Below are 25,784 nucleotides of genomic sequence, written 5' to 3'. Positions count from 1 at the left end.
CGGGCTTCCGTAAAAGGAGGTCAGTCCGGGCTTTCTTTTCAGGAGTTTGACGAGAGTTTTGATTTTTTCATATCGTTAATAGTAAAATTTACTTAAAAGCAGAAAATCTCTCCCTGTTTTTTTGTAACTTTGCATGCTTAATATCGTGTGTAATTACAGATGAGACAATTAAAGATAACCAAGTCAATCACAAATCGTGAGAGCGCGTCGCTCGATAAATATCTTCAAGAGATTGGCCGTGAGGATTTAATCTCTGTAGAAGAAGAGGTGGAGCTGGCTCAGCGCATACGCCAGGGCGATGCAAGAGCTCTTGATAAACTTACGCGCGCCAACCTGCGATTTGTTGTATCGGTTGCCAAGCAATACCAGAATCAAGGCCTCTCTCTTCCTGACCTTATCAACGAGGGCAATCTTGGTCTGATAAAGGCAGCACAGAAATTTGACGAAACCAGAGGTTTCAAATTCATATCCTATGCCGTATGGTGGATACGCCAGTCTATACTTCAGGCCCTTGCCGAACAGTCGCGTATCGTACGTCTGCCACTCAATCAGGTGGGTTCTCTCAATAAAATCGGCAAGGCTCTGTCAAAATTCGAGCAGGAAAACGAACGTCGCCCCTCGGCCGACGAACTTGCCGATGTACTTGACGTGCCAGTAGAGAAAATCGCAGATACCCTCAAGGTACAGGGACGCCACATATCGGTCGACGCTCCATTCGTAGAGGGTGAGGACAACAGTCTGCTTGATGTCCTTACCAACGATGATTCGCCTATGGCCGACGCTACTCTCAATCAGGAATCTCTATCGAAAGAAGTAGACCGTGCCCTTATGCAACTGCATGAGCGCGAACGCGAGATTCTGAAAATGTTCTTCGGCATAGGATGTCAGGAGATGACTCTTGAAGAAATCGGAGCCAAATTCGACCTTACCCGCGAACGTGTACGTCAGATTAAGGAAAAAGCAATCCGCCGGCTGAAAGGGCAGAAGAGCAAACTCCTTAAAACGTATCTTGGACAATAACCGTCAGACAGCAACATCTGTCAAAATATAAATATAACATTAACGGCTATCCGAAATCGGATAGCCGTTAATGTTATCTAAGCGTACCGGAAAATCAGGCATTCATCATACTCTTGACAATCCAGTAAAGCAGAGCGGCAATAATGCCTCCGACTACCGGGCCGAATACAGGAACCCAGCTATAGTCCCATTGGCTTGAACCTTTCCCTCGGATAGGCAGCACTGCATGTGCCAGACGAGGACCGAGGTCGCGAGCCGGATTTATGGCATAACCGGTAGTACCGCCGAGACTCATGCCGATTACTACAACCAGAAGCGCTACCGGCAATGCGCCGACACTGCCCAACCCAATAAGTTCATGCTCGCCCTTAACGGTGTTCAGAGCCGCAGTATTGCCTTCGTCGCCGATAAAAAGAATTACAAGAACAAGCACAAATGTGCCGATAACCTCACAAAGGAAGTTGCGCCAGTAATTCTTGATGGCAGGGATTGTAGAGAACACACCAAGTTTGGCTTCCGCGCCTTCAGTGGCATCAAAGTGATCCTTGTAAAATACATATACACACATCGCGCCGAGCATGCCTCCCAATATCTGAGAAACAATAAACGGTCCGGTATATGCCCAAGGAAACTTTCCTGCGGCGGCCAGTCCTATTGTAACAGCAGGATTGAGATGAGCGCCAGACCATGGTCCGGCAATAAGCACACCGCAGAAAACAGCCAGACCCCATGCGAGAGTGACTACAATCCATCCTCCGCCTTCTCCTTTTGATTTGCGCAGACTTACGCAGGCACATACACCGCAGCCGAGAAGAATAAGCACAAATGTACCGATAAACTCAAAGATACACTGCACAAAACATTGCCATGTAGAAGTTTCCATAAATAACCCTTTTTAATAGTTGAACATTCTTCTTTCAAACGATGGCAATCATATGGAATCCATAGGCTTTGTATGGACAACACGACTGACGGCATCATGCCATCCGTCAATCTCTTTCTTGATTGTCTCGGAGTCTCCTGCAGGCTCGAAATGACGCTCTACCTGCCATTGCTGACGTATTTCGTCAAGGCTCTTCCAATAACCTACTGCAAGTCCGGCAAGATATGCGGCCCCGAGAGCTGTTGTCTCGGTGACACGCGGTCTGAGCACATCACACGAAAGGATATCACTCTGGAACTGCATGAGCAAATCGTTTCGCGACGCACCTCCATCAACCTTAAGATTGGCAATCGGGAGTGATGAATCTCGCTCCATAGCCTTTACGATATCATATACCTGATAGGCTATTCCTTCAAGAGCGGCACGTGCAATATGTGCGGTTGTGGTGCCTCGGCTGATGCCGGATATGGCTCCACGTGCATACTGATCCCAATAGGGGGCGCCAAGTCCTGTCAGTGCAGGCACGAAATAAACCCCGTCGGTATCAGGCACCGATGCGGCAAGAGCCTCTACGTCCGATGATTTCTCGATACACTTGAGCCCGTCGCGCAACCACTGCACTACAGAGCCGGCTACAAATATCGAGCCCTCGAGAGCATATGTCACTTCATGGCCAATTTTCCAAGCGATAGTGGTGAGCATACGATTCTTTGATTCTATCGCCTCGTTGCCCGTATTCATCAGCAGGAAGCATCCTGTCCCATATGTGTTTTTCACAGCACCTGGCTCGACACACATCTGCCCGAAAAGAGCCGCCTGCTGGTCACCGGCCATTCCGGCGATAGGCACCTTATGCGCAAAAAGTGTGGTGGTAGTATAGCCGTATACCTCGCTCGAGGATTTAACCTCAGGCATCATTGAGCGCGGGATTCCAAACAGAGCGAGAAGCTCTTCATCCCACTCAAGAGTGTGGATATTGAACAACATCGTGCGTGAGGCATTGGTAACATCTGTCACATGGACTGTACCGCGCGTCAAACGCCATACCAGCCATGAATCGACTGTGCCGAATCGGAGTTTCCCTTCTTCAGCACGCTTGCGCGCACCCGGGACATTGTCAAGAATCCATTTCACTTTGGTAGCGCTGAAATAGGCGTCTAGTATCAGGCCTGTTTTCTCTCTAATCTTGTCTACCCATCCTTCCTTGGCGAGCTGGTCGCAATACTCTGATGTACGCCGATCCTGCCATACGATTGCATTATATACAGGAAGATCGGTGTCGACGTCCCATACTATGGTTGTTTCTCGCTGATTTGTGATGCCTATCGCCGCGATATTAAGTCCGTTGATATCAATCTGGGATATCGCCTCGGCTACAACCGATGCCTGAGAGGCCCAAATCTGGTGAGGGTCATGCTCTACCCATCCTGACTGAGGAAATATCTGCTCAAACTCGCGTTGCGCTACCGAACGTATGGTACCATTATGATCAAAAACGATGGCACGCGAACTGCTGGTTCCTTGGTCAAGTGAAAGGATGAATTTCTCTTCCATGGTGTGTGATGTTTTAGGGTTGAAGGCGATAAATCCTGCGGACTCCGTCTCCATGATTTATTTCAGTGTGTTATCAAATCGGATCGGTAGTCGTCGCTAAAAATAAGGGGCAGAAACCGATATATTTACAACACAAACGGACATAAAAATGTTTGTATCATATTACCGATAAATATATGTCGGCAACGTTATTTTTAAACCACACGCTTGTCAAGGATTCAAGTTTGTGTATATTTGCAAAAACTAAAATCATAGAGTATATGTCGAATGACAAACCCCAAACAGGGAAATATACATCAGCCAACATGGCTACAGAAGATTCACGCACACACGGTTTTTTCCGCGTAGCATCAGTCATTCCTGAAGTAAAAATTGCGGATGTCGAGGCTAATGTGAACTATATTATTGAGAAACTGAAGGAACTGAGTGATTCCGGCGTAAGAGTGGCAGTGTTCCCGGAACTATGTGTCACAGGTTATACCTGCGGTGATCTTTTCCATCAAAAAGAACTCATCGACAACGCAGCATCAGGTATTGCAAGGCTAAGAGAAGCATCATCTGAATATGACATGATGTTTGTAGTCGGAGCTCCGATTGAGATTTGCGACAATCTATATAACTGCGCCGTGGCATTGGCAAACGGCCGAGTTATAGCCGTTGTTCCAAAGACTTATCTGCCAAACTATAATGAATTTTATGAACGACGGTGGTTTGTCCCGGCAGGCAGTATTCCGGCAGACATTATTGAATGGGGAGCAGACAAGGCTCCTGTCGGCACAGATATCGTAATCAACATCGATGGCGTAGGAATCGGGATTGAAATATGTGAAGACCTGTGGACTCCTATACCACCATCAACCCGTGCCGCACTCAATGGCGCCGAAATTATACTCAATCTGTCGGCATCAGATGACCTGATTGGCAAATATGACTATCTCAAGTCATTGATAAGCCAGCAATCAGCTCGATGTATCAGCGCATATGTATATAGCTCGGCCGGATTCGGAGAATCAACAACCGACCTCGCATTTGATGGCAAAGCAATTATATATGAGAACGGCACGCTGCTGGCTGAAGCTCCACGCTGGACGCGCCATTCATCTCACGTAATCGCAGATATAGACATTGAAGCGATACGACGGGACCGACGGCATATAATGTCGTTTGGTGACGCACGCAAAATTGAAGAAAATGGCAAACCGGTACGGCATGTACCAGTTAGACTGACAGAATCCTGCCAGGAAGGGCTGATACGCAAAATCAACCCACTGCCCTTCGTACCGGGTAATGGAGAAACCATCGATTCCCGATGTGAGGAGATTATAAATATACAAATAAGTGGCCTTGCACAAAGATTGCATGTAACGCACACCAAAAACCTCGTAATCGGCATATCCGGAGGATTGGATTCAACGCTTGCTCTTCTTGTGGCAGTGCGCACATTCGATGTGCTCGGATTAGACCGCAATGGAATCATAGGTGTGACAATGCCAGGTTTCGGCACAACCGACCGTACACATGACAATGCTGTCGAACTGATGAAATCGCTGAAAGTCACCTCGCGTGAAATATCTATTACAGCTGCTGTCAAGCAACACTTCGCAGATATCAGACATGACATAAACGTGCATGATGTGACATATGAAAACTCACAGGCCCGCGAACGTACCCAGCTACTGATGGACATAGCCAACCAAGTCGGAGGCATGGTACTCGGCACAGGTGACCTATCAGAACTCGCATTGGGATGGGCCACATACAATGGTGACCATATGTCAATGTATGGTGTCAATGCAAGCGTCCCGAAAACGCTTGTAAGACATCTGGTAAAATGGTGTGCCACTACTTCTGAAGACACACACGAACGGCAAATTTTGCTCGATATTGTAGATACCCCCATAAGTCCGGAGCTTATACCAGCTGATGAAACGGGGAATATCAAACAAAAGACTGAAGATTTAGTGGGGCCCTACGAACTACACGACTTCTACCTATATTATACCCTCCGATACGGATTTACTCCCCGACGGATATATTATCTTGCCAAGCATACATTCCATGGAGTATATGACACAGATACAATCCGGAAATGGCTACGCACCTTCTATCGCAGATTCTTCACACAACAATTCAAAAGGTCCTGCCTGCCTGACGGACCAAAGATAGGAAGCGTATGCCTGTCACCCCGCGGAGACTGGCGCATGCCGTCAGATGCCTCTTCTGCCGCGTGGCTCAAAGAGGTGGACAGCCTCCACTAACCCTCCGATAATACATCAGATAGTATAATGCGCAGTAGCCAGATTCCGTATTGGCTGCTGCGCATTATTCTTAGAGACTGTTTAATAATAAACAAACTCTTATTGTCAGAGGACGCCGAGTACGTGCAACACCCGACAGTTAGTCATTCCGAAGGCAACAAGGACAACGTATGCCACATCATGTGAAACAACAGAGCAGTAGGATGAGAGCGGGGTATACAAAAAAAGACAGAGCCCGATGATTATGTATCATCAGGCTCTGTCATGAAGGGGGCGGTTACCTACTCTCCCACTTTCGCAGTACCATCGGCGTGGCGGGGTTTAACTTCTCTGTTCGGAATGGGAAGAGGTGGAGCCCCCGCGCTATGGCCACCTTAGTTTTATCTTCTCCTGTCACCGGTACTTATCGTCCGGCCGGTATGGGTCAGGTCGGTAGCACTCTGGAAGCAATGACAAATCATTTACTCACGACTCCTGCTGTCGTATACTATCACTTGTTATTTGGGGGGATTATACTCCCCGGAAAGGGTTCGGGCTATTAGTATTGCTCGGCTGTGGACATTGCTGCCCCTGCACCTGCAACCTATCTACGTCGTAGTCTGCAACGACCCTATGTGGAGATCTTATCTTGAGGAGGGCTTCGTGCTTAGATGCTTTCAGCACTTATCCTGTCCAGACGCGGATACCCGGCGGTGCACCTGGCGGTACAACCGGTAAACCGGTGGTCTGTCCAGCACGGTCCTCTCGTACTAGTGCCGGACCCTCGCAAATCTCCTACGCCCACAACAGATAGAGACCGAACTGTCTCACGACGTTCTGAACCCAGCTCGCGTGCCACTTTAATAGGCGAACAGCCTAACCCTTGGGACCTTCTCCAGCCCCGGGATGTGACGAGCCGACATCGAGGTGCCAAACCACTCCGTCGATATGAGCTCTTGGGAGGGATCAGCCTGTTATCCCCGGAGTACCTTTTATCCTTTGAGCGATGGCCCTTCCATGCGGAACCACCGGATCACTATGCTCTAGTTTCCTACCTGTGCGACTTGTTTGTCTCCCAGTCAAGCGCGCTTGTGCCATTACACTCTGCGGCCGGTTACCAATCGGCCTGAGCGCACCTTTAGAAGCCTCCGTTACTCTTTTGGAGGCGACCACCCCAGTCAAACTACCCACCAAGCAGTGTCCTCTCAAACGAGAGTTAGAGACCAAATGTGCGAAGGTCAGTATTTCAACGTCGACTCCTCAGGAACTGGCGTCCCTGATTCGCTGTCTCCTGACTATCCTACACATCGCACACCCGGTCACAGTGCTAAGCTGCAGTAAAGGTTCACGGGGTCTTTTCGTCCCGTTGCGGGTAATCGGCATCTTCACCGATACTACAATTTCACCGAGTTCATGGTTGAGACAGTGTCCAGATCATTACACCATTCGTGCAGGTCGGAACTTACCCGACAAGGAATTTCGCTACCTTAGGACCGTTATAGTTACGGCCGCCGTTTACCGGGGCTTCAATTCAATGCTTCTCTTGCGATGACATCTCCTCTTAACCTTCCGGCACCGGGCAGGTGTCAGGCTATATTCTTCGTCTTTAAACTTTGCATAGCCCTGTGTTTTTGTTAAACAGTTGCCTGGACCTATTCTCTGCGCCCCGCCTTGCAGCGGGGACCCCTTATCCCGAAGTTACGGGGTCAATTTGCCTAGTTCCTTAACCATGATTCTCTCGAGCGCCTTAGTATATTCTACCCGACCACCTGTGTCGGTTTACGGTACGGGCCAACGCAAGATTTGTTTAGCGGGTTTTCTTGGGAGCCGGATTACCATCTCTGTCCGATCCGCCGGGGCTTCTCGGTACTGTCCCGTTTCATCATACAGCGTGTACTTGACTGCGCCGTATATAACTACGCGGTTTAACGTGCTATTCCGTCAGCACGCGGATGTGTCACTTCTCCGTCGCCGCATCACTCTTGCGCCGGGTGCCGGAATATTGACCGGCTGTCCATCGGATACGCCTTGCGGCTTCTCCTTAGGTCCCGACTTAACCTGATCCGATTAGCGTTGATCAGGAACCCTTGGTCTTTCGGCGTTGGGGTTTCTCGCCCCAATTATCGTTACTTATACCTACATTTGCTTTTCCGGTACCTCCAGCAAGGCTCGCGCCTCACCTTCTGCGGCGTGCGGAATGCTCCCCTACCAATCTCAAAGCTATTTGAGATTCCACGGCTGCGGCAGCGGACTTATGCCCGATTATTATCCATGCGGGATCACTCGACTAGTGAGCTGTTACGCACTCTTTAAATGAATGGCTGCTTCCAAGCCAACATCCTAGCTGTCAAGGCAATCCCACCTCGTTATGGTCTTCAACTTAGCCCGCATTTGGGGGCCTTGGCCGGTGGTCTGAGTTGTTCCTCTCTCGGACGCGGACCTTAGCACCCGCGCCCTCACTCCCGGGGATCGTGCCGCGGCATTCGGAGTTCGTCAGGACTTGATAGGCGGTGAAGCCCTCGCATCCTATCGGTCGCTCTACCTCCGCGGTACTGACCCCGAGGCTGCACCTAAATGCATTTCGGGGAGTACGAGCTATCTCCAAGTTTGATTGGCCTTTCACTCCTACCCTCAGGTCATCCGAAAGCTTTTCAACGCTTACCGGTTCGGTCCTCCAGTGGGTGTTACCCCACCTTCAACCTGCCCAAGGGTAGATCACTTGGTTTCGCGTCCACCTCCGCCGACTCTGACGCCCTGTTCAGACTCGCTTTCGCTCCGGCTCCGTGCCTGATGACACTTAGCCTCGCCGGCGACGGTGACTCGTAGGTTCATTATGCAAAAGGCACGCTCTCACCCCACTCAAGGGCTCGAACCGCTTGTAGGCACATGATTTCAGGGTCTGTTTCACTCCTCTGTTCGAGGTTCTTTTCACCTTTCCCTCACGGTACTGGTTCGCTATCGGTCTCTCGGTAGTGTTTAGCCTTGCCGGATGGTCCCGGCTGATTCTCGCAGGATTTCTCGTGTCCCGCGATACTCAGGTGCCTGTCTCTTCAATATCCTCCGGATTTCGCCTAAGGGGCTTTCACCCGCTACGGCCCGGCTTTCCAGCCGGTTCGGCTATCCTGGATACCAAATTTGTCGTCAGGTCCTACAACCCCGGATGATGCGTTGCCACATCTCCGGTTTGGGCTCCTCCGCGTTCGCTCGCCACTACTTGCGGAATCATTGTTATTTTCTTTTCCTCCGGGTACTGAGATGTTTCAGTTCCCCGGGTTCGCCTCTGCGCATACCGCAGATACCGGAATCGCTTCCGGTGGGTTGCCCCATTCGGAAATCCGCGGCTCAATGGGTATTTGCCCCTCCCCGCGGCTTATCGCAGCTTGTCACGTCCTTCTTCGCCTCCGAGAGCCAAGGCATCCTTCATGTGCCCTTGTCTCCTTTCCTTGGTGTCTTTTGACTTGACTCATCATAAGATGAGCCCGCCGTATATTGTAGTATACTTTGCCAATTTGGTCACTCGTATTTAGATTTGTCTGTCATGACTTTTATCATGACTGCTTCCAGTATGTCAATGTGCTCCTTCCTGTTATCGTAGTCCCTGGCAGAGTTGAACTGCCGACCTCCACATTATCAGTGTGGCGCTCTAACCAACTGAGCTAAGAGACTCTGCATTTCAACCACCGACTTCGGGAGTGGATGATGCGTATTAGGTAAAAACAATATCCAAGCAGTAAAGAGTCCGGGATATGACCCGAAACATCTCTCTGTCATTCCGGCCAAACCTTGCGGTCCGGCTGACGTTTTGCCTTCGTTGAGGTCGTCGTTTCCTTACTGAGTTCACCGCTTGCGCGGTCGCTCCAGAAAGGAGGTGTTCCAGCCGCACCTTCCGGTACGGCTACCTTGTTACGACTTAGCCCCAGTCACCGGTCTTACCCTAGGACGCTCCTTGCGGTCACGTACTTCAGGCACTCCCGGCTCCCATGGCTTGACGGGCGGTGTGTACAAGGCCCGGGAACGTATTCACCGCGCCGTGGCTGATGCGCGATTACTAGCGAATCCAGCTTCATGGAGTCGGGTTGCAGACTCCAATCCGAACTGAGACGGCTTTTCGGGTTCCGCTCGGCGTCGCCGCCTGGCTTCCCGCTGTGGCCGCCATTGTAACACGTGTGTCGCCCCGGACGTAAGGGCCGTGCTGATTTGACGTCATCCCCGCCTTCCTCTCAGCTTGCGCCGGCAGTCTCGACAGAGTTCCCAGCTTAACCTGTTGGCAACTGTCGATAGGGGTTGCGCTCGTTATGGCACTTAAGCCGACACCTCACGGCACGAGCTGACGACAACCATGCAGCACCTCGCAGAAGACTCCGTAGAGCTACACCCTTTCAAATGTATTCCTCCTGCGTTTGAGCCCGGGTAAGGTTCCTCGCGTATCATCGAATTAAACCACATGTTCCTCCGCTTGTGCGGGCCCCCGTCAATTCCTTTGAGTTTCACCGTTGCCGGCGTACTCCCCAGGTGGAATGCTTAACGCTTTCGCTGTATCACCCAGAGGTCAATCCCTCCGGACAATTAGCATTCATCGTTTACTGCGTGGACTACCAGGGTATCTAATCCTGTTCGATACCCACGCTTTCGTGCTTCAGCGTCAGTTGGGCGCCGGTATGCTGCCTTCGCAATCGGAGTTCTGCGTGATATCTATGCATTTCACCGCTACACCACGCATTCCGCATACTTCTCGCCCACTCAAGAACATCAGTTTCAACGGCACGACGGGGTTGAGCCCCGAATTTTTACCGCTGACTTGATATTCCGCCTACGCACCCTTTAAACCCAATAAATCCGGATAACGCTCGCATCCTCCGTATTACCGCGGCTGCTGGCACGGAGTTAGCCGATGCTTTTTCTTCAGGTACTCTCGCTAAGCCCACACGTGGACCCAATTGCTCCCTGACAAAAGAAGTTTACAACCCGTAGGGCCGTCATCCTTCACGCGACTTGGCTGGTTCAGGCTCTCGCCCATTGACCAATATTCCTCACTGCTGCCTCCCGTAGGAGTCTGGTCCGTGTCTCAGTACCAGTGTGGGGGACCTTCCTCTCAGAACCCCTAGACATCGTCGCCTTGGTGGGCCGTTACCCCGCCAACAAGCTAATGTCACGCATGCCCATCCGTCTCCGGAGTCGCCTCCTTTGGCCGAAAGAAGATGCCTTCCCTCGGCCACATGCGGTATTAGGCCGGATTTCTCCGGGTTATCCCGCTGAAACGGGCAGGTTGCATACGCGTTACTCACCCGTGCGCCGGTCGCCGGCGGAGCAAAGCAAGCTTCGCTCCCCGATGCCCCTCGACTTGCATGTGTTAGGCCTGTCGCTAGCGTTCATCCTGAGCCAGGATCAAACTCTTCGTTGTATGTATTTTGTCTTTGTTTTTTCTATTGCTTTCACGACCGCTGCGCGGTTTGTGAACCAAAGAATCGCCGACCCGAAGTGTCATGTCCCGACCGCTTATTGCGCTTGGCTCAGAAATTGACTAAGAGACTTTCATGTCATGCCGCCGTCGTTGCGGCAGCAGACCCTTTCTCTTGTACTACTTGTCTATTGTAAATGCTTTCAATGTTCTTGTCAGACGCTCCCTTGCGGCCCGGAAGGCCGGAAGCGAAAAGCGTTGCAAAGTTAATAACTTTCTTTCTTAACTTCCAAACTTTTTCGAAGAAATTTTTGTTTTTATTTCTTGGCGTCTGCCTCGCCTCGGCCTCTGCCGGACGGCCTTGAGTCGTTCACCCGTGGGGTGTTTCTCAAAAGCGAGTGCAAAGTTAGACACTTTCTACATTACCTCCAAATTTTTCGATGAGAAAATTATGTCGTAAAACATGCTTTTAAAACTATACTATTATCCCTCAAATAAATAACAAAATCATTTTAACTTTTGTTTACACAAGTTATATCCCTCCATATATTGATGTATACTGAATTTGCCGTAAACAAGTAGATAGCCACCTATCGAACAATAATCGCATGTTTAACCTAATTTGCTGATATAATAAGACGTCACGCCAAAGTTTTTTTCAGCGTGACGTCAGAATAGTATAATAGCTTGCTTAACAATATTACCTTACGCCTATAGATTTCAAATGCGGACCAAGAATATCAGCATAATTAGTCTGAATTATATTAATTCCATTATTAACCAATTTATCGACACCATCAAAATTGCCAGCAGTCATGCTATTATCAGGTCCATTCAAAGAATTAGCATACGGTAGCCCACCTACCTCTCTTATCTGAGACACAATTGTTGCATTATTCATTCCATCGTCAGTTGACATCTGGAAAAGGAAAACTGACCCAAGAGCCGAAAAGCTATCAATCTGCGACTTTACTGCCACATATGGATGGATAAGCAGCGAGGGATAATCCTTCAACGCATTCGCAACACTCATTTTTCCACCAATGTATACTACAGTCTGATTGTCCATATCAAGACTCTGAATAAGGTTTGCCATAGTTATCAATGAATTGGTTGCATCTCCCGGGACAAGTTTGTTAGATATATCCAAATTAAAATATATCCGACCACGTCCATGCTTAAAAGCCTCCTCAAGTGTAGGCACTTTATAAGCCGTAGGTTTTCCGGTATTGTAATCCTTAAGAAAATACTGCTGAATCTGAGCATATGTTAAATCAGCAACCTTACCGGAGCCCGTAGTTGTACGATCAATCGTCTCATCATGCATCAGAACAAGCACTCCATCCTTAGTCGGACGCACGTCAATCTCAATAATCTCCGCACCGGCATTTACAGCACAATCAATTGCTGCAATAGAATTTTCAGGCACACCTGATTTTATACCAGCCCCGGTAATACCCCGGTGTGCACACATCCATACTTTGCGAGGATTGGCAGCAAGCGACTTCATATCCTCTTTCATATTCCATGTAAGAGGAAGTTGACCGGAGACCGAAGGATCGGTACCGGGATCTGACGATCCGCCACCGGCCACCACACGCGAAGTATGCCGAGCGTCTTTTCCACGCATAGGCCATGCCGACTGTGCTGCTCCTGTAATTCCATCATCATGAAGTGCAACCAGCGCGCTGGAAGTATTATTGGTGTTATTGGTTATTCCTATATATATAGTACCGTCATTTCCGATAGTCGGAGAACTCCATATCTTGCCGCCTCCAGCACTCCAGGCCGATGCCATAGGTGAATCACTCTCTGCAATCATGGCTGCGATATCCTTTTTCAGAACGAGCTGGTCATCTCCCGCTACAGGCTTTATGATATAATAGTTGCCTGATTCTGTTCCAAAATGTATATTTCCGGCCTGGTCAATGGCAGCACAGCCCGACACATCTTCGGCAATACCGTATTTCCACATAAACTGCCCTGCAGGTGACACACAATACACACCTCCGTTGAACTCTCCGGCAGTACGCTTGGCAGTCACAATAATCGAGCCATCAGAAGCCACAACCACACCACCAAGATCAAGATTTCCGGTAATGCCTATCGAACAGCGCCAAAGTTCGGATCCGGAGGGTGATATCGCAAACACACACGACGTTCCCGCATGCTCACCCTGTGTAAGACGAGCACACCCATATATTGTGCCGTCAGCACCTACCGCAAGCGCACCATTACCTGTGTCGGAGGTCTTACCGTTAGACACCTGCCAATATGGCACATTTCCACCTGCGTCAAGAGCAGAAGCCGAGCATCCGAACACACCGTTTTTAGCACCATACCATGCTACAGTAGTACCTGACAACACAAGTCCGCCTGTAACTCCGCCATTAGGTCCTCCGTCGTTTACCGACGAAGCAGCATATCCCGAACGAAAACCGGTAGACTTATCAACGGCAAGCACCGACCCTGCACCACCTGCATTACCGACATAAATATAATTATCACCAACAGGACATATTATATAATGTAATCGAGGCGTCGCTGCATTTCCCTTATTCCAGAATCCGGTATTCGCATCAGAGCTCATCACCCACTTCTTAGTACCGTCAGGATTAATTGCATACAACCGTGCAATCTTTCCAGATGCATTACCGGTTCCAAAATAAGATGTCCCATCAGCATCAATCGATGGTGACACATGGGTATTACCCTCAGGAGAAGGTCCGTCAGCAGCATTCCGGAGATCAAACTGCCATATCTGCCGTCCGGTAGAACCGTCAAATTTACGTGCGATATGATCCTCCGAGGTCATAAACACATAATTGTCATCACTCACAGCCGGAGCAATCGACCTTACAGCTCCAAGAGGCTGGTCAGCAACCCATTTAAGCACCATGTTGCCAACTTCCGGAAGTGGTTCCGGCTCAATCGACAATATCTTATGGGCCATTGCATAGCGCCCTTTACTATCACGTACATTAAGTGTTATTGTATAGGCGCCTATTTCATTGAACATCAAATGAGGCTCAGCTTCGGAAGATGTACGTCCGTCGCCGAAGTCCCATTCATATTCATATTTACCGCTGCCACCTTGTGTAGTATTCCTTATGAATACCTCCTCATTAGTGAGATAAAACGATTTCTCAAACGAGAACTGTGCAGTAAGCGAATCCTTGTCCACACATATATCGTCAGCACAGCCAGCCGCCACAACCGACAAAAACAGGCACAGCATTATATAGGGTTTTATAGCAAATGTTTTCATTTCATGCATACTAAATGATTAATTTGTAGTTCCGTATCCAGGATTCTGAGGATAGTTGTCGGCTCCGGCCAGATCAATCTCAGTCTGGGGAATAGGCCAATACATTAAATGAGTACGGCCATTAAGCGTTTTGAATAAATCAAGTCTTCCGGTACGTTTCAAGTCATACCATCGGAATCCCTCGCAGTATAGCTCACGTCTGCGTTCGTCAAGCACAAGATTCTGAAAATCAATATCATTCATTGACGCAGGCAGAGAGGCACTGCTATAACGCGCTTTAAGGAACTCTGTCATCGTCGACATACCGGCCAACGCTCCCTGAGCCTCGGCTTTTATGAGATATACCTCGGCAAGACGCAACACAGGTATTGGTGTCTGACTCGGAGTCTCATTTTTCACAAACTGTCCCTCAAGTTCGTTGGGGAACTTTATTATGCGCGTAGCATCAGAGCCAAACACAGCCTTGCCTCGTATATCGCCTTGCCGATATTCAGCATCGGCATAGAGCCCGGCATAAAGTTCATGAGTGGCCGAATAGTTCCACGAGCCATCCACATCGTTGATATATTGATAAAACAGAATCGTAGATGTAGTGCGTTTGTTAGCAAGGGCAAACACCAGTTCTGAACTTACGCTATTGTATACAAACATCTTTGCCCAGTCAATCGATGTCTTAGTGAGTGACAACGCCGGCACACCAATCACCTTATCGGCTGCAGCCACAGCCTTATCATACTGTTTTGTCGCCAGATATACTCTGGCCTGCAATGCATTGCAGGCAGCTTTCGAGACATAGAAACGATCATAGAAATCAGGGAGCAGTTGCTCGGCCTTTTCAAGATCCTCTATAATAAACTGCCATACATCATCCTCATCAGACAACGGAACAACATCATATTGACGTTTACGCAATATCGAAGCCTTGCCCCAGCGAATCACGGCATTGTAATAGATGAGCGCACGGAAAAAGTAACCGGTACCACCGGCCGTGCGTACCACCTGAGCATTCTGATTGGAATTACCCTCGTAGTTCTCAATCAGGAAATTAACCTGCTTGAGCGAGGTGTAGCAATTACTCCAGCGCGACTTAACCGAAGCTGTCGACGGTGACATATCAAGCGGATCGGTAAGATTGCCTCCTGGACCCGATCGAAAATTCTCGCCCATTACATCGCCATCCCACCACATGGCACTCATATGGCTCTCCATTGTGGCATATACACCATTGACCACTTTCGAGAGGTCTGATTCGGTCATCATACCGGCATCAATTTTGTCTTTCGGCTTTATGTCATCAAGCATGTCGGCACACGAACTCATCGTCAATACTCCAAGGACAACAACCAAAGTTCTGTATATCAAATTTCTCATTTTCATTTTAGTAGATTGTTAGAAAGTTAAGTTAAGCCCCCAAATAAATGTGCGCATAATCGGCTGCAGACCAAAGTCTGAGCCATATCCTGTGCTCGACGGATCAGCAGTATACGATGCTTCCGGATCATAGCCAGAATATTTGGTAAAACACAGAAGGTTGTCGACCGTCATATACACACGCAGATTATCTATACTCAACTTACGCAACAAATCTCCAGGAAGAGTATATCCGAGTGTTACCGACTTGATTTTGAAATATGAACCATCCTCAAGAAAACGTGTAGAGGTCTGTCCGTTGTAGCCGTTGCCATTCGTGTAACCCTGATGCACACCGTTACCATAAATCATACGAGGCATCGTATTGGATGTCCCCTCACCTCGCCAGTAAGTCGTGGCTGCCGCTTTACTGATGTTATAAAACTGTACAACCTGTTCTGTCGCGTCGTGAACCTTTATTGAGGAGAATGAAGAACCCATATGCTCGGTACCCTCCGATCCGACGCCACGCCATCCGGCCATAATCTTGCCTCCATAGGAGAACTGTCCGAATATATTAAGGTCAAAACCTCGCCAGGAGCATGTCGATGTGATACCGCCATACCAATCAGGCGAAGCCTTCCCGACATTCATACGGTCAGCCTCAGAGATATCGCCGTCGCCATTATAATCGTAATAGCGGACGTCGCCGGCACGCACACCCTTTGCATACAGTTTGGCCGGCACCTCATCGTCGCGCTGATATATGCCATCCATACGGAGCATATAATATGTACTGAGTGGCTGACCGATTATAAGAGCATGCATATTGCCACCAACTTTATCATTGGCAGCACCCATCAGGATTATATCTGATCCGTCGATAAGTTTTACAAGTTTGTTTTTTACAAACGAGATATTGCCCGAAAGAGTCCACTTGAAATCGCCGGTGAGAATTTTACCGGTAAGAGCAAGTTCGACACCACGATTTTCGAGAGTACCGATATTTGATGAAATTGACGTATATCCAGTCGTCGAATTGACTGGCTTGGAATACAACAAATCGGTTGTACGCTGTAAAAACACATCGCCAGTAAACGACATACGCTGATTAAAAAACTCGACATCAACACCGATATTATACTGATTGGCCTTCTCCCAGGTAAGCGAACGCGCATCCTGAGAAATCAGAAAACCGGCTGATTCATTATACGAAGCACCTCCAGCACCAATAAGGGAAAGTGCAGCAAAGTTTCCCACGCCGGCCATCGAGCCGGTCTTGCCCCAGCTAAGGCGTAACTTGGCATCGTTGACGATTGCATCTTTAGGGAAAAACGCTTCTTCGGTGGCACGCCATGCAAATGATACCGACGGGAAATAACCGTAACGACTACCTTTAGAGAATCGGCTCGAACCGTCGCAACGCAACGATGCGTTTACAATATAACGATTATCCCAGTTAAGAGCCACACGCCCGAAGTACGACTCAAGAGAATAACCCGTATAACTTATATCACCCGGGAATATGTTGGTCGACAGATTAATCAAGTCGAAGCTCGATGACGGATACGCATCATTGGCATAGTTGTCGGAACGCGCGCCAAACTTATTATAAGTATAGCGCTCAAATGAGTGTCCGGCCATCACACTGTATATAAGTCTATCGGCAGAATTATTATAAGTAAACACATTATCAATCACATAGCGGAACGACTGGTCCTTCTGCTCTGATACGGCGCCCCACCCCGAATTATTCTTACGAGCGTCATGACGCTCGGTCAGCTTTTTGGTAGTATTGTCGAGTATGGTATACAGACTGGCCTGAGGAGTCCACTTAAACCCCTCGAACGGAGTAATCTCCAGATTGAATACTCCAGAAAGATGATACTTCTTCAACGTCCATTTTTCCTCATTGATAAGCATCAGCGGATTATGACGCACAATCTCCACACCATTCTTCTTATAGCTTCCATCAGCGTCATAAGCGCCATACCAGGGCTGAACCTCACGAGCCGTACGGAGCACCTTGAGTGAAGTCGAACTCTCCTCGACCTGATTATATTCCGAAGCCGCACCGGCAAGATTGATATTCAGCTTGAATATACGGTTGATTTTATGAGATATCTTCGTACGCAGATTATACTGTTTGAATGCAGACGTCTCTATAAATCCCTCCTGACGGTTGGCTCCAAACGATGCATAGAAATTTGTCGCATCGTTTCCTCCGGATATACTTATCGAACCTGTAGCTGTCTCTGTAGTCTCACGGGTAATCATCTTCATCCAGTCGGTCTCCTCTATTACAGAGGGCATATAAAACTGCACATTCTGCCCCATCTGGACATTATAATTGTCAATGGCAGCCTGCATTGCATTGGCATATTCGATGGCATTTGCCATCTCGATATCCTTGGCAAGTTTCCCGAAGCCTATGCGACCTGAGACATCAATCTTGGTCATGCCGCTCTTTCCGCTCTTGGTAGTGATAATCACTACTCCCGAATTGGCACGCGAACCGTATATTGCCGCAGCCGAAGCATCTTTCAGCACCTCTATACTTTCTATATCCGACGGATTGATATTTGGATAAGACTCTGCCGGAATACCATCGACCACATAAAGAGGCTTGCTGCCGCCATTGATTGAGCCCACACCACGCACCTGGATATTAGGAGTCGCGCCTGGCGTTCCTGATGAGTTGGATATGTTGACACCGGGCACACGACCCTGAAGCATCTTGATTGGATTATAGTCGTTGGCCTGGTCGATATCATCAAGTTTCACCTTGCTTATAGACGTGGTGACAAGTTTTGACGACTGTGTGCCATAGCCTACCACAACCACCTCGTCAAGAATCTCGGTGTTTTTGCTCAACACCACATTCGCAAATTTAGCCTTGTCAGAGGCGCTGATTTCCTGAGGTACAGTACCTATATACGATATTATGATTACAGCATCTGACGGCACCCCTGTCAACGTAAAATGTCCGTCAATATCCGTACTGGTTCCGGTTTTGGCTCCCTTGACCATTACAGATGCTCCTATTGCCGGGTCGCCCTCGCTTTCATAGACAGTGCCGGTAACTGTAACGCGGTTATCACCCGCAACAGGCTTCTTGGTTATAAGAATCTGTTTGTCCGACATTATTTTATATGTCAGACCCGTATTTTTCAAGGCTTGCTCAAGTACACGGGCCACAGGGACATTTTCCTGTCGGATTGTTACAGGGCCTTCATTTTCAAGCACTCCGTTGATGTAAGAGAAACGATATGACGTCTGCTTCTCAATCGTATCAAACAGGGTCTTCAGATTTGACTGATTAATATTGACCGTAACGCGTTGCTGTGCCAGTGCGCTACTACACAACATCAGCATAGCAAACAACCCGGTAATCAGCCGTGGTAGAATTGATTTGTACATAACTGCGATTGTCGGTATTAATTAGGTTTATAATTACACCTACTAATACATCACCGACAGCTATATTTTACTCTATTCAGAATATGTTATACAACATATTTTTTCATTCCGTCCACAACCGATGTCATACTTTCCTAAACGGGAATCACCGGATTAACACCCTATACGCCAATATCTTAAATAAGAAGAGTCGCCTGAGCGAAAAATTGTTTATGAATCCTACGGCTGCCTTTCAGTCATACAGCGTCACCTCACTGTTGCTTACCGATATTCTGAGATTAGCTGTATATTCAAGTACAGAAAGAGCCTCCATAAGATTATTTGCAGGAAGCGTACCCGTAAACTCCATTTTGCCGAGTTCGGCAGAGCCTAAAGTAATATGGAATGGCGCATAACATGTATTGAGCGACTCAACCACACTACCAAGCGATGTATTCTCATAATTAAGGCAGACGGCATCAGACTTACTGAACACATCTACAAGAGAACTGTCAGTAGAGACTGATATACGTCCCGACTCATAGTCAAGCGAAGCCAGACTGCCGGGATGCAACTCCACACTTTCGCCGGAGAGCTTCGACTGAAATCTTACAAGTCCCTCCTGTAAGTAAAGCCGCGCATTCTTTCCGTCATTTTCAGCCGAAAGATAAAATTCCGTACCGAGCACAGTCACATCAAGCATATCCGATGATATCGTAAACGGATTTTCCGGAATTCTCGCAATACAGAAATGGCCGGTACCGGAAAACTGTATACTCCGCTCGCCTTCGGCAGAAGGAGGCACATGATACGAGATGTACGACTGAGGCTTCATTGACACCGCTGAACCATCGGGAAATGTAACACTGGTGCCACCGGTATCATTAGCCGATATATATACATCATGTGCCGCCTCCGACATAGGCATACCTACATGTGCAATATATCCAAGTCCCACACAAATTATTGCCGCCATTACACATGCCACCGTCACAAAGGCTATATGCCATTTTGAATGTACCTTACCTACTACACTATGTATATTCCTTCGCAGACGTGATTCCATACCTGTCGGAAGACGCTGTTCTCCATCTGCCTTATATACCTCCCAGTCCTTTTCCAATATCCCGGCGAGCTCGTTATCCGACATTCCGTCAAGCAACTTTCTGAGCTTTCTTACATCCTCAGCCGAAAGTTCATTATCTCTATATTTCTGAATAAGGTCATGCATATCTCATACGATTAAGTAAGTCATAATAATCATTTTATAATCTCTACGAGATATTTCCCAGACTCCTTCCTTCAAGGAACAATGGATGTGACGGGCTACATATTAACGATAAGTCATTTCGGACTCGTCGATAAACGCTGATGTTCCAATGGAAAACGCCGAAAAGATTCTGACGGAAATATAACGTTTCTAAATCATACATATATTTCATAATTTTCGTGACTTACTTAAGTATTGAATTCGCGCCCACGATAGCAAGCAACGTCAACCCCTCCAACAGACATTTTAGCCGTTTGAGACCCATATGTATATTATTATACACCGTCTGCTTGCTGATATTCAATATCTCGGCAATCTCATTGACCGACTTTCCTTCAAATCGCGACAGCTCGATAGCTCTACGCTGTTTCTCAGGAAGCCGGTTTAGAGCATCGGACAACTGGACACAAAACTCATCATATTCCATTTTATGCGACGCACTGTCATCAATAATATCTGTATAATTCAGATAATCCTCATATACACAAGAATTAACATTCGATCGGAAGGCATTAATAAGATAATGCTTGGCCATAACGAATAGCAACGGCCGCAATGACTCAGTAGACTTTATATGACCGCGTATGTTCCATAGCCTCACAAATACGTCATGCACAATCTCTTCGGCATCACAGGCCGACTTGGTATATCTGAGGCTAAAGTAGTACAACTGCGACACATATCTCTGATACAAAGCATTGAATGCTTTATCAGAGCCTGAGCGCAATTCCAAAATCAATCGAGATTCCTCAGTTGACGACATGTCGCTAATTCAGAGAATATTTTAGAGCTTGTTTTTAGTTAAATTTGCCTATAGCATGTTTATCTAAATAATACACTGTTTTTACACGATTTTACCGTTATAACGAAAACTTTTTATCAAAATTTATTTCCCCAAACAGGTATTTGTACACAATCCCACTGACATACAGCAGCATAATTCACATCACTCTCCAGCATCAACCAACATACGCTTTCTAGCTATCATTGCAGTCAGCGACGATGTGGTAAAGCCCACGACAGCCACCAAAGCAAGCACTACGAGCATATCGCTTCCGTCAAGACGCACCGGATATACATCGGTAGTCATCAAATTATGATTCCCACCAAGACATATAATTCCAAAAATCTGCTGTATCAAACACAACGCGCCTCCTACAGTCACACCGATAACACCACCAATAAGCGAAATCAGCCATCCTTCTATCATAAATATACGGGCCACCATATATTGCGACGCCCCTAATGCAAGCATCGTACGTATGTTGGCGTCCTTCTCAATAACCAACATACACAATGTAGATACCACATTAAACGATGCAATCACGAGTATAAATGCAAGCATACAGAATGTAACCCACTTCTCGACAGAAATCATCCTGAACGATTCCTCCTGCTGGGCAATACGATCCTTCACGGTATAACCTTCACCAAGCAATAGCTTCATACGGTCTGCCACTTCTCCGACAGGCTCTCCGGATGAGATTTTCACATCCAAAGCCGTTGCCTCATCCTCATATTCCAGCAATCGGCGTGCTACAGATATAGGAATAACCATCCCGTCAGCATCCGTCTCAGCCTGATCTGTTTGATAAACGCCGCTCACAACCAGTGTATCGGCTCGAAACGACATAGCCGGATTGGTCGTGTTTATGCGTCCGATTCGTCTTGGCACATAAACTGCGACACGGCTTAGCGATGTAGGCCTCGCATCAAGAGTAAGGGCAGCACCCACACTCAATGTCGCCATATCACCCAATATACTGTCATGCATAGCAAACACCCCATCCTCTTTCACTACCCTGACAATATCGGACATCATACCGTAATTATCGGTAACACCGGTTATCCTTACCGGCATCTGCTTGTCCCCACATATCGCAAGCGCACGTTCCTCGACCACAGGCGCCACTAATTCCACTCCGGAAATACCGCGCAACTCTACCAACAGAGAATCAACACCCCCGATTATCTTTCCCTCGGAAGGCTCTATCCGAAGGTCAGGTGACAGCACGGAAGCCTGACTGAGAGCAAGGTCGGTAAATCCGTTGAATACCGACATTATACACACAATAGCCATAGAGGCCAACGCGACCCCGGCCAAAGAAATGACCGAAATCACATTGACCGCACTATGTGATTTTTTCGAAAAAAGATAGCGCCAAGCTATCCTGAGCGCAACCATTGCCACTCCTCAGCAATTACGCATCATGATTACCCTCAGCGACGGCGTCATCCAAACGACCGGGATGCGCTTCCTTGTCGCGGGTCAGCAGATTATCGATATTCTCCAGATAGTCAAGAGAATCATCGAGATAGAACGTCAATTCCGGAGTCTTGCGCAGCTGATAACGAACTTTCTGTGCAAGCTCATAACGGATTGTCTTGGAGTTATGATTGATACTGTCGAGCATCTCCTCGGCCTTATCTGAAGGGAATACCGACAGATAAGCCTTGGCCACACTCAAATCGGGCGATACTCTCACAGCACTTACCGACACGAGCACGCCCCGCAGTTTTGCTGTCTGCTGACGGAATATCTCGCTCAACTCCTTCTGAAGCAGACGCGATATCTTGGCTTGACGGGTTGTTTCCATATATAACTTGAATTTTTATTATAATCTTACTAATATAACACCTGACTTACCTCTATGGCTCAATCTCTCTTCCATATTATAGTAAGTCCGTCGCGCAAAGGCAATATTACTTTCTCCACCGACGCATCAGCACCTACCATCTTGTTGAACTCCATGATTCCGAGTGTCTGAGCGTCATGAGCACTGCCATCAGTCATCTTGCCATACCATAATGTATTATCGGCAATTATAAAACCGCCCTTACGCACCAGAGGCAGTACCATCCGGTAATATTCGCAATACGAGCGTTTGTTGGCATCGATAAAAACAATATCCCATGGCTCACCGCTTATCAAAGGGACGATTTCCGACGCATCACCGACATGAAGATGAATTCTGTCGCCATACCCGGCTTTTTCAAAATACCCTTCTATCATGTCGGTAAGCTCATCATTGATTTCAACAGTATGCACTTCGCCGCCATTCTCCAGTCCCTCTGCCAGACACAATGCGGAATAGCCGGTGAATGTGCCGAGCTCAAGCACCCGCCTCGGACTTATCATCCTGACAAGCATCTTAAGGATACGCCCCTGCAGATGCCCCGAACACATATTGGAATAAAGACATCTCACATGTGTCGTACGATTCAGTTCGGCAAGTACCGCAGGCTCGGCATCAATATGCTCGAGTATATATCGTTCAGTATCGCGGTCAGTGAGAAGCATCCTCAAGATTGGGAAGGGTATACGACTGAAAATTTTCCATGATGGCCTCGACGCTGTTGATTTCCAGGAACGAGGTACCATGGCCCTCTCCGAACGAACCTCCAAGATATGCGATTCGATCGGCCAATGTAAGACGGCCACCTTCTATAAGATGGGTCAATGCATTTTGCAGATATACCCTCGTTGTCTCCATGCGAGGCTGATAGAGAGCCGACACTCCATAACTGAGAGCGAGCAGACGCACCACGTAGGGATAATAGCATATAGCCAATGTTGGATAGCTCGCACGATATGACGAAATATATCTGGCCGTGCGCCCGGTATAACTGTCAGTAAGTATAGCACGTGTACCCAGAAGATTGGTCGACACCACAGCCTGGCGCGCAAGAAACGACGTCTGGTCAGCCTCCACCTTTGGAGTCGGCCGATGCGAGCCAAGCGAACGCTCCATCTCCATCGCCACACGCGACATTGTCGCTATAGCCTCTACCGGATAATTGCCATAGGCCGTCTCTCCGCTAAGCATCAACGCATCGGTATGCTGTGTCACCGCATTGGCAATATCACTCACCTCGGCGCGGGTCGGACGCGGATTGTTTATCATCGAATGAAGCATCTGCGTAGCCACTATTACCGGTTTGTGAGCATCAATACATTTCTTTATAAGCTCATGCTGTATTACAGGAATACGCTCGGCTGGAACCTCTATCCCGAGATCGCCACGCGCTATCATAATGCCGTATGACACCTCAAGGATTTCATCGAAATTATCTATACCCTCCTGATTCTCAATCTTGGATATAATCTTTATATGAGAGTTGCGGGCATCAAGTATACGCTGTATATCAAGCACATCCTCCGCGCTACGCACAAACGAATGCGCAATAAAATCGACATCCAGATCAATCGCATACCCGATATTACGACGGTCACGCTCAGTAAGCGAAGGCAGAGCAATCTTGACCCCGGGGATATTCACGCTCTTGCGAGAGCCAAGAGTTCCGCCATTCTCTGCCACAGCATATATCTCTGAGCCACGCACATCATCGACAAGAAACGACAACTCACCGTCATCAATAAGGATACGAGCCCCTACGCGCACGTCACTTGCAATGTCGTCATATGAGAGACATATTACATCATGAGTGGTAGCTCCTTCCGGATTACCGACAAAGACAACCCTGTCGCCAGAACGAAACTCGATTTCAGCATCCGATTCGTTGGTAGTAGTACGTATCTCCGGGCCTTTTGTATCCATAAGGATACCTATTGTTGACGAAACCGCCCTTACATTCTCTATTATCTTCTTAAATCCGTCCAGCTGCAGATGGGCGGAATTCATACGCACCACATTCATACCGTGTGCATAGAGTTCGCGAAGGAACTCCACATCACAGCGCCGGTCAGAAATTGTGGCTACTATCTTTGTAAACTTATTCATCCTTTTATTTCCTTAATAATTGTACTATCTCTAAGAAACTGTTTAAATTTATATGATACCGATTTTGAGAAGGATTGTCTGATGGATTTTTGCTTGTGATGAGGGAGTGTAGCCGCAGCTACATGACCGAAGAATAAGCAAAAAGACGCAGACAAGACTCTCAAAAGCATAGTAATATGAATTTTAAACAGTTTCTAACATGCACCACATGCCAGCGCCTCTATGGCCAGCCTGTAGCTGTCAAGACCGAAACCGGCGATTACACCACGACACACACCAGATATCATCGAATGGTGGCGCACAGCCTCGCGCGAATGCACATTACTTATATGAACCTCCACCACCGGAGTACTTATCGCAGATATGCAATCGGCTATAGCAAGCGAGGTATGGGTATATGCACCGGCGTTAAGCACTATACCGGAGGCCATACCGAACCCATATTCCTGAAGACGGTCTATGATATCGCCCTCATGATTGCTTTGAAAGTAATGCAGTTTATGCTGGGAATAACGCTTGCGCAATTCATCCAGAAACCCTTCGAAATCCCGGTTTCCATAAATTCCAGGCTCCCTCACTCCAAGAAGATTGAGGTTGGGACCATTTAATATAAGTATATCCATAAATGGAAAGTTTCTGCAAAATTACAAAATTTTGCGTAAT

The 25,784-nt window shown here is 47.8% G+C and carries 14 protein-coding genes, 1 tRNA gene and 3 rRNA genes; 2 read left to right on the top strand and 16 right to left on the bottom strand.

The genetic code is table 11. The features are described from left to right. Positions 1–159 precede the first annotated feature (159 nt). Positions 160–1,020 (top strand): sigma-70 family RNA polymerase sigma factor, encoded by an 861-nt coding sequence (locus ADH68_RS07815; protein ID WP_068961290.1) that lies wholly within the window; start codon positions 160–162, stop codon positions 1,018–1,020. Positions 1,021–1,114: 94 nt separating this feature from the next. On the opposite strand, the gene ADH68_RS07810 is transcribed toward ADH68_RS07815, so the two are convergent. Together ADH68_RS07810 and glpK are read right to left on the bottom strand one after the other, a co-directional pair. Further along, positions 1,115–1,903 (bottom strand): MIP/aquaporin family protein, encoded by a 789-nt coding sequence (locus ADH68_RS07810; RefSeq protein WP_068961291.1) that lies wholly within the window; start codon positions 1,901–1,903, stop codon positions 1,115–1,117. 48 nt (positions 1,904–1,951) lie between these two features. Next, positions 1,952–3,457: a glycerol kinase GlpK gene (gene glpK / locus ADH68_RS07805; RefSeq protein WP_068961292.1), complete on the bottom strand. Its 1,506-nt coding sequence runs from the start codon at positions 3,455–3,457 to the stop codon at positions 1,952–1,954. A gap of 305 nt (positions 3,458–3,762) precedes the next feature. Between glpK and ADH68_RS07800 the strand changes: the two genes are divergently transcribed. Continuing rightward, positions 3,763–5,715: an NAD(+) synthase gene (locus ADH68_RS07800; protein WP_068962117.1), complete on the top strand. Its 1,953-nt coding sequence runs from the start codon at positions 3,763–3,765 to the stop codon at positions 5,713–5,715. Positions 5,716–5,983: 268 nt separating this feature from the next. Here the strand turns inward: ADH68_RS07800 and rrf are convergent. The 14 genes from rrf to aroQ form a co-directional block, all read right to left on the bottom strand. After that, positions 5,984–6,092, bottom strand: a 5S ribosomal RNA gene (gene rrf, locus ADH68_RS07795). Positions 6,093–6,233: 141 nt separating this feature from the next. After that, a 23S ribosomal RNA gene (locus tag ADH68_RS07790) occupies positions 6,234–9,138 on the bottom strand. A 148-nt stretch (positions 9,139–9,286) separates the two neighbouring features. Next, a tRNA-Ile gene (locus ADH68_RS07785) sits at positions 9,287–9,360 on the bottom strand. A gap of 195 nt (positions 9,361–9,555) precedes the next feature. Further along, positions 9,556–11,095 (bottom strand): 16S ribosomal RNA (locus tag ADH68_RS07780). The 16S, 23S and 5S rRNA genes sit together here with 1 tRNA gene alongside, the layout of an rRNA operon. A gap of 697 nt (positions 11,096–11,792) precedes the next feature. Next, positions 11,793–14,360 carry a glycerophosphodiester phosphodiesterase family protein gene (locus ADH68_RS07775; RefSeq protein WP_235606672.1) on the bottom strand — a complete coding sequence of 856 codons (2,568 nt, stop codon included), beginning with the start codon at positions 14,358–14,360 and terminating at the stop codon, positions 11,793–11,795. An 18-nt stretch (positions 14,361–14,378) separates the two neighbouring features. Next, entirely contained in the window at positions 14,379–15,737 is a 1,359-nt protein-coding gene (locus tag ADH68_RS07770; protein ID WP_068961293.1) for a RagB/SusD family nutrient uptake outer membrane protein, read from the bottom strand. Between the two features lie 12 nt (positions 15,738–15,749). Continuing rightward, positions 15,750–19,130, bottom strand: a complete 3,381-nt coding sequence (locus tag ADH68_RS07765; RefSeq protein ID WP_068961294.1) for a SusC/RagA family TonB-linked outer membrane protein — start codon at positions 19,128–19,130, stop codon at positions 15,750–15,752. 232 nt (positions 19,131–19,362) lie between these two features. Beyond that, complete coding sequence (locus ADH68_RS07760; RefSeq protein ID WP_068961295.1) at positions 19,363–20,340, bottom strand: FecR family protein; 978 nt, start codon at positions 20,338–20,340, stop codon at positions 19,363–19,365. Positions 20,341–20,563: 223 nt separating this feature from the next. After that, positions 20,564–21,142, bottom strand: a complete 579-nt coding sequence (locus tag ADH68_RS07755; protein ID WP_068961296.1) for an RNA polymerase sigma factor — start codon at positions 21,140–21,142, stop codon at positions 20,564–20,566. A gap of 183 nt (positions 21,143–21,325) precedes the next feature. Further along, a complete protein-coding gene (locus ADH68_RS07750; protein ID WP_068961297.1) occupies positions 21,326–22,564 on the bottom strand; it encodes an FtsX-like permease family protein in 1,239 nt (412 codons plus the stop codon). 16 nt (positions 22,565–22,580) lie between these two features. After that, entirely contained in the window at positions 22,581–22,976 is a 396-nt protein-coding gene (gene rbfA, locus ADH68_RS07745; protein ID WP_068961298.1) for a 30S ribosome-binding factor RbfA, read from the bottom strand. Between the two features lie 59 nt (positions 22,977–23,035). Then, positions 23,036–23,680 (bottom strand): O-methyltransferase, encoded by a 645-nt coding sequence (locus ADH68_RS07740; RefSeq protein WP_068961299.1) that lies wholly within the window; start codon positions 23,678–23,680, stop codon positions 23,036–23,038. Then, on the bottom strand, positions 23,667–25,121 hold the full coding sequence (pyk, locus tag ADH68_RS07735) for a pyruvate kinase (protein WP_068961300.1): 1,455 nt from the start codon (positions 25,119–25,121) through the stop codon (positions 23,667–23,669). Before pyk ends, ADH68_RS07740 begins: the two co-directional genes overlap by 14 nt. A 194-nt stretch (positions 25,122–25,315) precedes the next feature. Continuing rightward, entirely contained in the window at positions 25,316–25,744 is a 429-nt protein-coding gene (gene aroQ, locus ADH68_RS07730) for a type II 3-dehydroquinate dehydratase (protein ID WP_068961301.1), read from the bottom strand. Positions 25,745–25,784: the final 40 nt, after the last annotated feature.

This window comes from Muribaculum intestinale (assembly GCF_002201515.1).
In the GTDB taxonomy this organism is placed as follows: Bacteria; Bacteroidota; Bacteroidia; order Bacteroidales; family Muribaculaceae; genus Muribaculum; species Muribaculum intestinale.
This window is presented reverse-complemented; position numbering and strand designations above follow the sequence as displayed.